The organism is Brachybacterium nesterenkovii (assembly GCF_900163655.1).
In the GTDB taxonomy this organism is placed as follows: Bacteria; Actinomycetota; Actinomycetes; order Actinomycetales; family Dermabacteraceae; genus Brachybacterium; species Brachybacterium nesterenkovii.
Window position 1 is genome coordinate 20,255 of record NZ_FWFG01000023.1, and the last position, 8,068, is coordinate 28,322.

At 73.6% G+C, this 8,068-nt stretch carries 9 protein-coding genes; 7 read left to right on the forward strand and 2 right to left on the reverse strand.

Annotation, left to right across the window (positions count from 1 at the left end; translation table 11 throughout):
* Positions 1-8 precede the first annotated feature (8 nt).
* From FM110_RS02495 to map, 5 genes are all read left to right on the forward strand, one after another.
* Positions 9-1,091 (forward strand): glutathione S-transferase family protein, encoded by a 1,083-nt coding sequence (locus tag FM110_RS02495; protein WP_087102344.1) that lies wholly within the window; start codon positions 9-11, stop codon positions 1,089-1,091.
* A 115-nt stretch (positions 1,092-1,206) separates the two neighbouring features.
* A complete protein-coding gene (locus tag FM110_RS02500) occupies positions 1,207-2,094 on the forward strand; it encodes an ABC transporter ATP-binding protein (RefSeq protein ID WP_087102346.1) in 888 nt (295 codons plus the stop codon).
* The gene (locus FM110_RS02505) at positions 2,091-2,888 is read left to right on the forward strand and encodes an ABC transporter permease (protein WP_087102348.1); all 798 of its coding nucleotides are present in this window, start codon (positions 2,091-2,093) and stop codon (positions 2,886-2,888) included. Before FM110_RS02500 ends, FM110_RS02505 begins: the two co-directional genes overlap by 4 nt.
* 91 nt (positions 2,889-2,979) lie before the next feature.
* Positions 2,980-3,984 carry a COX15/CtaA family protein gene (locus FM110_RS02510; RefSeq protein ID WP_087102350.1) on the forward strand — a complete coding sequence of 335 codons (1,005 nt, stop codon included), beginning with the start codon at positions 2,980-2,982 and terminating at the stop codon, positions 3,982-3,984.
* On the forward strand, positions 3,981-4,802 hold the full coding sequence (gene map, locus FM110_RS02515; RefSeq protein ID WP_087102352.1) for a type I methionyl aminopeptidase: 822 nt from the start codon (positions 3,981-3,983) through the stop codon (positions 4,800-4,802). The genes FM110_RS02510 and map overlap by 4 nt, the downstream gene beginning before the upstream one ends.
* 142 nt (positions 4,803-4,944) lie before the next feature.
* Here map and FM110_RS02520 read toward each other — a convergent pair whose 3' ends face one another.
* Positions 4,945-6,849 (reverse strand): 1-deoxy-D-xylulose-5-phosphate synthase, encoded by a 1,905-nt coding sequence (locus FM110_RS02520; RefSeq protein ID WP_234991851.1) that lies wholly within the window; start codon positions 6,847-6,849, stop codon positions 4,945-4,947.
* A gap of 244 nt (positions 6,850-7,093) precedes the next feature.
* On the opposite strand from FM110_RS02520, the gene FM110_RS02525 reads away from it, so the two are divergent.
* On the forward strand, positions 7,094-7,339 hold the full coding sequence (locus FM110_RS02525) for a hypothetical protein (protein ID WP_087102354.1): 246 nt from the start codon (positions 7,094-7,096) through the stop codon (positions 7,337-7,339).
* Positions 7,329-7,610, forward strand: a complete 282-nt coding sequence (locus FM110_RS02530; protein ID WP_087102356.1) for a hypothetical protein — start codon at positions 7,329-7,331, stop codon at positions 7,608-7,610. The genes FM110_RS02525 and FM110_RS02530 overlap by 11 nt, the downstream gene beginning before the upstream one ends.
* Positions 7,611-7,657: 47 nt before the next feature.
* Here FM110_RS02530 and FM110_RS02535 read toward each other — a convergent pair.
* Positions 7,658-8,068: transposase (locus FM110_RS02535; protein WP_143276221.1), on the reverse strand; the 411-nt coding region annotated here is incomplete at its 5' end.

Genomic DNA, 8,068 nt, shown 5'->3' on the forward strand with positions numbered 1-8,068 from the left:
TGTCGATCATGGATGCGCAGCAGAGCCAGGAACCCGCGAACGCCGCCGGGCAGGGCGGCGAGAGCGCGCAGGGGCGGTACGTCGAGCCCGGCAAGGCCTTCGACCGGGACATGCGCTACTTCGCGACCCGCATCACCGCGGACGGGCGCGACGGGTACCCCGTCGAGGCCGGGCGCTACCGCCTGATCGTCTTGCACGCCTGCCCCTGGGCGAACCGGGCGATCATCGTGCGCCGCCTGCTGGGCCTCGAGGACGCGATCTCGATGGGCATCGCCGGCCCCACGCACGACGCCCGCTCCTGGACCTTCGACCTGGACCCCGCCGGCCGCGACCCCGTCCTGGGCATCGAGCGCCTGCAGGAGGCCTACTTCCGCCGCGTGCCCGACTACCCGCGCGGCATCACCGTGCCCGCGATCGTCGACACGCGCGATGGCGCCGTCGTCACCAACGACTTCCAGCGCATGACGCTGGACCTGTCGACCGAGTGGACCGCCTTCCACCGCGAGGGCGCACCGGACCTCTATCCGCAGGCCCAGCGCGCCGAGATCGACGATCTCAACCGCTGGCTGCTCCACCACGTCAACAACGGGGTCTACAAGGCGGGCTTCGCCGGCAGCCAGGAGGCCTACGAGGAGGCCTACGCCGACCTCTGGAAGAGCCTCGACATCCTCGAGGACCGCCTGAGCCGCTCGCGCTATCTCATGGGGCCCTCGATCACCGAGGCGGATGTGCGCCTGTTCCCCACCCTGGTGCGCTTCGACCCCGTCTACGCGGGCCACTTCAAGTGCGCCCGGAAGCCGATCGCCGCGATGCCGAACCTCGGCGGCTACCTGCGCGATCTGTTCCAGACCCCGGGCTTCGGCGACACGGTGGACCTCCAGCACATCAAGGAGCACTACTACGCGGTGCATCGGGACATCAACCCGACCGGGATCGTCCCCGTCGGACCCGACATGACCTCCCTCCTCGAGGCCCACGACCGCGACCGCTTCGAGACCGCGACCTGGGGTGCGGGGACGGCGCCCGAGCCACCGCTGCGCGCGGAGGTCGTCGATCCCGCCCACACGCCCCTGCACGTGACGGGCCGCTGAGCGCGCGGGAGCGACAGGCCGCTGAGCGCGCCCCGCGGCGGGCCACTGAGCGCGCGGGAGCGACGGGCCGCTGAGCGCGCCCCGCGGTGGGCGAGGAGCCTACGATGACCGCACCATGACAGCTCCATCGCCCGTCCCCTCCTCGGCCTATCGCGCCGAGACTCCCGCGCTCGAGATCACCGGCCTCGTGAAGAACTACGGCACGGTCCGCGCGGCCGACGGCATCTCGCTCACCGCCCGCCGCGGCGAGGTCACCGCACTGCTGGGCCCCAACGGCGCCGGGAAGACCACGACGATCTCCTGCGCCACCGGGCTGCTGCGACCCGACGCGGGCACCGTGCGGGTGCTCGGCGAGGACCCGTGGCGGGCATCGGCCGCGCATCGGGCCCACGTGGGCGTCATGATCCAGGACGGCGGGCTCGCCTCGGGCGCCCGTGCGATGGACCTGCTGCGCTACGGCGCCTCGCTGCACGTCGATCCTCTCGACGTCGACGAACTGGCCGCGCACCTCGGGATCGACGCCTTCGCCCGCACCCTGGTGCGGCGCCTCTCCGGCGGCCAGCGCCAGCGCCTGGGCCTCGCCCTCGCGCTCGTGGGCCGTCCCGAGCTCGTGTTCCTCGACGAGCCCACCGCCGGGATGGACGCCGCGATCTCCCGCACCGTCCGCCACCTGATCCGCTCCCTCGCCCGCACCGGCACCGCCGTCGTGCTCACCACCCACCTCATGGACGATGTCGAGGGGGTGGCGGACCAGGTCGTCGTCATCGCCCGCGGGAGCGTGGTCGCCAGCGGCAGCCCCGAGGAGGTGATCGCCTCCCACCACGAGGCCGACGGGACCGTGCACCTGAGCGCGACCGCCGCGGGCGTCGACCCGGCCGTCGCGGTGACCCTGGGCACCGAGCTGCGGGCGGCCGCACGGCGTCGCGGCGTGGACCTGCATGTGACCACCGGGGCGGCGGATCTCGAGTCCGTGCTCCTCGATCTGACCCAGGAGCGCCGATGACCGCGCCCGGCACCGTCCGTCCCGCTGGCCGCCCCGCCGAGCACGTCACCGCGCCCGCGCCGACCCTCCGCCGCGTCCTGCGCCACGCGGCGTTCGAGGCCCGGATCATGCTGTCCAACGGCGAGCAGCTCATGGTCGCGATCATCCTGCCGGTACTCGTCCTCCTCGGCCTGCGCCTGCTGCCGGTCGGCGGCATCGCCGGGGTCGCCCCGATCGACAGCGCGGTCGCCGCGACCGCCGGGACCGCGCTCATCTCGACGTCGTTCACCTCCCAGGCGATCCAGACCGGCTTCGACCGCCGCGGCGGCGTGCTGCGCTGGATCGCGACCACGCCCCTGGGACGCGACGGCTATCTCGCGGGGAAGATCATCGCGACGCTGGGCTTGCACGTGCTCCAGGTGCTCGTCCTCGGGGGCATCGCCCTCGCCCTCGGCTGGCGGCCCGCCGTCCTCGGTCTGCTCGCCGCCGTGCCGGTCTGGCTGCTGGGCACCGTCGCCTTCGGGGCGCTCGGGCTGCTCGTCGCCGGGACGCTGCGCACCGAGGCGGTGCTGGCGCTGTCGAACATCCTGTTCATGCTGTTCGTCGCGGTGGGCGGCATCGCCCTCCCCCCGACCTCCTATCCGCGGATCCTGCGCGGTCTCGTCGACCTCCTCCCCTCGGGCGCTCTCGGGGAGCTGCTGCGCGCCAGCCTCGCGGGCACCGCGTTCTCGTGGGGGTCGGTCGTCGTGCTGCTCCTGTGGGCCGTGGGAGGGTCCTTCGCCGTCTCCCGCTGGTTCCGCTGGACCTCGGTCTGAGCCCTCGCCCGGCTCTCCCGGTGCCCTGATCACGCGATGAGCGGGACCCCTCGGTCTGCGATCGTCGGTCCCGCTTCCTAGACTGACCCCCATGACCCCTGCCCCTGTCGCGGCTGCGATCCCCGAGATCACCAGCCCCGTGCTCGCCTCCCTCCCCGCCTCCCGCCGCCGCCTCGTGTCGATCGCGTTCTGGGGCAACCTGATCTGCCAGATGGGCATCATCGTCACCGGCGGCATCGTGCGCCTGACGGGGTCGGGTCTCGGCTGCTCGACGTGGCCCAACTGCGAGCCCGGGCAGTTCGCCCCGAACACGGCCAACCCGACCGGCTTCCGCGCCTTCATCGAGTTCGGCAACCGCACGCTCACCGGGGTGCTGAGCGTCTTCGCGCTCGCGGTGCTGATCATCGCGCTGCGCTGGCTGCGCTCGAAGGGCCGCGGCTTCCTGGTGCTCGCCTGGATGCCCCTCGTGGGCACGCTGCTGCAGGCGATCGTCGGGATGGCGATCGTGAAGCTGCATCTGCACCCGGGCACCGTGGCCCCGCACTTCCTCATCTCGATCGCGCTGGTGGTGGTCTCGACCGTGCTCGTCGCGCGTCTGCACGAGGGGGACGGCGCCGTGCGGCGCGCCGTGCCGCGACCCGTGCTCGCCACAGCGATCGCCCTGGCGGTCGTCGGCGCCGCCGTGCTCGTGCTCGGGACCGTGGTCACCTCCACGGGCCCCCACTCCGGGGACCTCGAGGCGACCGTCCGTCTGGCGCTCGACCCGCGCATGGTCTCCTGGCTCCATGCCGATGCGGTGATGCTCTTCTGCGGTCTCGTCGTCGGGATGCTGCTCGTGCTGCACCTCATCGATGCCCGTTCGCATGCCCGCCGCGCCGCCTGGGGCGTGGTCATCGTCACCGTCGCGCAGGCGGCTCTCGGCTACACCCAGTACTTCCTGGCGCTGCCCGCCGTCCTGGTGGGCCTGCACTTGGCCGGTGCCGCGCTCTTCACCGCCGCCGTCTCCTGGCTCGTGACCACGATGTTCACGTGGCAGGGGCCTCCGGCCGCCGATGCCGAGGCCACCGAGCGCCGCGTGGAGGTCTCCGCCCGATGAGCCTGCTGCGCCGCCGCCGTCCCGCCGAGCCCGAGCGCCCGACGGTCGAGCAGATGCATCCGGCGGGCGAGTTCGTCGCCGCCGTGCTCTCGCACCTGCGCACGAGCGTGGAGGTCGGGCAGAACCTGCTCGAGATCGACGCCGAGGTCCACCGCATGATCCGCGAGGCCGGCGCGACGAGCTGCTACCTCGACTACCACCCGCGCTTCGGGGCGTACCCGTTCGGCAAGGTCATCTGCACCTCGGTGAACGACGCCGTGCTGCACGGGCGGCCGTACGACCGCGTGCTCGCCGACGGGGACCTCCTCTCCCTCGACCTCGCCGTGGAGCTCGAGGGCTGGGTCGCCGACGCCTGCGTCTCCGTGGTGGTCGGCACCGCCGCCGAGGAGGATCTGCAGCTGATCCGCGACACCGAGACGGTCATGTGGGCCGGGATCGACCAGGTGCGCGCCGGCAACCACGTCGGCGACATCGGCCATGCGGTCCAGGGGAGGGCCCACGACCTCGGCTACACCATCAACCACCAGTTCGGGGGCCACGGCGTCGGGCGGACGATGCACGAGGACCCGTTCATCCCCAACCACGGCACGCCCGGCCACGGCATCGAGCTCACGCCCGGCATGGTCATCACCGTCGAGCCGTTCCTCTCCCCCACGACGAACGAGCTCGCGATCACCGAGCGCGACGGCTGGACCGTCGAGACCGTCGACGGCTCCCGCGGCGCGCACGCCGAGCACACGCTGTACGTGACCGACGGGGATCCGATCGTGCTCACCGCGCGGGCGGACGACCCGTCCCCGCGCTCGTCTATCGGCTGAGGCGCGCGGCCCCGGCCCCTCGTCGCGCCCGGGCTCGCGGCGCCGCCGCGCCCGGGCTCGCGGCGCCGCCGCGCCCCGGCCCGTTCGCAGACAGCTTGCGCGCCGGGGAGAGCGCCCGGGCACGCTCAGTCCATCATCGCTCTCAGGCGAGCACTGACCGCAGCGAGCGGGCGATGCCCTCGGCGTCGAGCCCCTGCTCCGCGAGGATCTGCGCACGCGAGGCGTGCGGGATGAACTCCTGGGCCACCCCGAGGGTGCGGACGGGCGGGGCGGGATGGGAGACGCTCGCCGCGGACTGCAGAGCGACGGCGAGGGCCGCGCCGACGCCGCGGGCGGCGACGCCGTCCTCGAGGGTCACGACGCAGTGCGCACGGCGGGCGAGGTCGAGCAGGCCGGGTCGCAGCGCCAGCGCCTGCACCGGATCGACGACGACGATGCGCCGTCCGTCCGCGGCGACAGCGCGCGCGGCCTCGACCGCGGCCGGCGCGAGAGCCCCGAGGGAGACGACGAGAGCATCGATCTCGCCCTCGGTATCGCCGAGCAGCACGTCCCCCGCCTCGGTGCGGGCGACCGCGTCGAGGTCCGCCGGGCACTTCCCCTTGGGATAGCGCACGACCGCCGGGCCCTCGACGGCCAGTGCGGCGGCGACGGCCTCCTCGAGCCGCGCCCCGTCCCGGGGCGCGAACAGCGCGAGGCCGGGGATCTGCGCCGCGAGCGCGAGATCCCAGATACCGTGGTGGCTGGGCCCGTCGTCACCGGTGACCCCGGCGCGGTCGAGCGCGATCGTGACGTCCTCCCCGTGCAGGGCGGCATCCAGCAGCAGCTGGTCGAAGGCCCGGTTCAGGAACGTCGCATACAGGGCAACGAGGGGCTTCGCTCCCCCGCGCGAGAGTCCCGCGGCGGTGTCCAGCGCGAGCTGCTCGGCGATGCCGACATCGAGCACGCGCTCGGGCGCCTCCGCCTGCAGCGGAGTGAGACCGACCGGGTCCACCATGGCGGCGCTGATCGCCACCACCCGCTCATCGGCCCGCGCGGCGGCGAGGAACGCCTGCCCGGCACGGGCCGTCCAGGTCGCCGGCGGCCGGGGAGCATCCGGCGAGCGGACCGTCTCCTCCTCGGCCTCCGCCGCCGTGGGGAGCTCGAGCGGGAATGGGCCGGTCGCGTGCCAGTGGTCCAGCAGGTCCTGCTCCGCGCGCGCGAATCCCCGGCCCTTGCTCGTGAGGACATGGACCACGGGGGCGCCCTGCCCGGGATCGGCGGCTGTGCGGTGCGCCGCGGCGAGCACGCGGGCGAGCGCCTCGAGGTCGTGGCCGTCGACCGGTCCGAGGTAGGTGAGCCCGAGCGCGGTGAACACGTCCGCACCGGCGCCGACGGTCCCGGCGCGGAGGGCTGCCAGGTGCCCGGCGAGCCCGCCGACGGTCGGTGCGTAGGAGCGCGTGTTGTCGTTGAGGACCACGACGGTGCGGCTCGCCGGGTCCGCGGCCAGCTCGTTGAGCGCCTCGAGGCCGACGCCGCCGGTCAGGGCGCCGTCGCCGATCACCGCGACGGTGCATGCATCGGCCCCGCCGTGCAGGCGCAGCGCGCGGTCGATGCCGTGGGCCCAGGCGATCGAGCCCGAGGCGTGGGAGTTCTCGACCACGTCGTGCTCGGACTCGCCGCGGTCCGGGTAGCCGGCGATCCCGCCGCGCTGGCGCAGGCCCTCGAGGTCGGCGCGCCCGGTCAGCATCTTGTGCACATAGGCCTGGTGCCCGGTGTCGAAGACGATCTGCTCGCGCGGAGAGTCGAACTCGCGGTGCAGGGCGATGGTCAGCTCGACGACGCCGAGGTTGGGCCCGAGGTGGCCGCCGGTGGCCGCCGTGGTCTCCACGAGGCGGCGCCGCAGCTCTGCCGCGAGGGCCGGCAGCTGCGCCGCCTCGAGGGCGCGGAGCTGCGCGGGCGAGGCGGGGACCTCGACACGGACGGAAGCCCCCTCGGACGGGACCAGATCGCGGGGGCGTCCTGCGTCGGGCGCAGCGGCGGCGGACGGCGTGATCGAGGTGACGGACACGGGCGAGCCTCCAGATATGCGGGTACGGACTCAGGGTATGGCGCGGTGACCTGCGCCGACGGGCGCCGTGCTCACATCTGTGCACATCTTCACGGGGGTTTCACCGTCGCCGCCGATGTGTGCACGAGCGTGCGCACCACCGGAGCGTTCGTGCGCACCGCACCGCTGAGAGGCCCACGGGACATCATCATCTCGACACGCCACAGACGGGGCACCGCTCCGCGAGCACGAAGAAGGCCGACGCATGGCACCGCACAGCGACCAGGACGACCGGGACAGCCGGCGCAGCGTGGACTCCATCGACGCCGTCGTCACCGATCTCGCCGAGGCCAGGGTCGCCGCGGGGATGCCGTCCTTCGCCGAGATCGCCGTGCGCGTCGGGGACATCCGGAGGGCTCGCGGGATGGACGCCCGGGCTGCTCGCCCGGCGCGGAGCACCGTCTACGACGCGCTCCGCCGGGGCCGCCTCGTCCGCTGCCGTGCGCGCTGACGTCACGCTGCCCGTCCCGGTCGCTGCCGCCGGGGCCCCCGCGACCCTCCCCCGGACAGCCGTATCCGTCCGGCCCCCGGCGTTCAGCCCGATCTCGGCGAGCCGTCCGCGCACCGCGGCGGTGATCGGCGCGGCCGTCGGGATCAATCTGCTGAGACTCGCCGTCACCCACGTCACAGGCGTCCCCCTGTACCTCGACATGATCGGCGTGTGCCTGGTCGCGATGGTCCTCGGGCCCTGGCCGGCCGTGGTGACCGCGGTGGCGACGTAGGCGATCGAAACGATCCCCTACCCGGCTCTTCGCCGTTCCGGTAGGGATCAGGTGATCAGTCCGCCGGCGGCGAGGAGCATGCGGAGGCGGTAGTTGTCGCGGTTGCGGTAGCCGCGGGCGAGGCGCCGGTGCAGCTCGATGATGCCGTTGACGGCCTCGGTGCCGCCGTTGTTCGCGCGGTCGGTGTCGAAGTAGGCCAAGAACGCCTGCCGCCAGCGGCGCAGGGTGCGTCCCAGGCGGGCGACCTCGGGGATCGGGCAGGTGTGGAACGCGTCCAGGATCTTCTCGGCGCGGCGACGGCCCTTGGTCGTGTCCTTCGCGCGGTAGGCGGCTCGGAGGTCTTGGGCGCAGCGCCAGGCGACGTAGACCTCCTCGTGGGCGGGATCGGCCAAGATCGCGGTCTCGAGGCGGGCGAGCTGGCGGTCGGTGAGGTTCTCGGCGCCGGCGCGCAGGATGGT

What these genes read in the sequence shown, in the direction of transcription:
- FM110_RS02500 (WP_087102346.1), top strand. Translation starts at nt 1,207, where the DNA reads ATGACAGCTCCATCGCCCGTCCCCTCCTCGGCCTATCGCGCCGAGACT.
- FM110_RS02495 (WP_087102344.1), top strand. Translation starts at nt 9, where the DNA reads ATGGATGCGCAGCAGAGCCAGGAACCCGCGAACGCCGCCGGGCAGGGC.
- FM110_RS02525 (WP_087102354.1), top strand. Translation starts at nt 7,094, where the DNA reads ATGGCACCGCACAGCGACCAGGACGACCGGGACAGCCGGCGCAGCGTG.
- map (WP_087102352.1), top strand. Translation starts at nt 3,981, where the DNA reads ATGAGCCTGCTGCGCCGCCGCCGTCCCGCCGAGCCCGAGCGCCCGACG.
- FM110_RS02510 (WP_087102350.1), top strand. Translation starts at nt 2,980, where the DNA reads ATGACCCCTGCCCCTGTCGCGGCTGCGATCCCCGAGATCACCAGCCCC.
- FM110_RS02505 (WP_087102348.1), top strand. Translation starts at nt 2,091, where the DNA reads ATGACCGCGCCCGGCACCGTCCGTCCCGCTGGCCGCCCCGCCGAGCAC.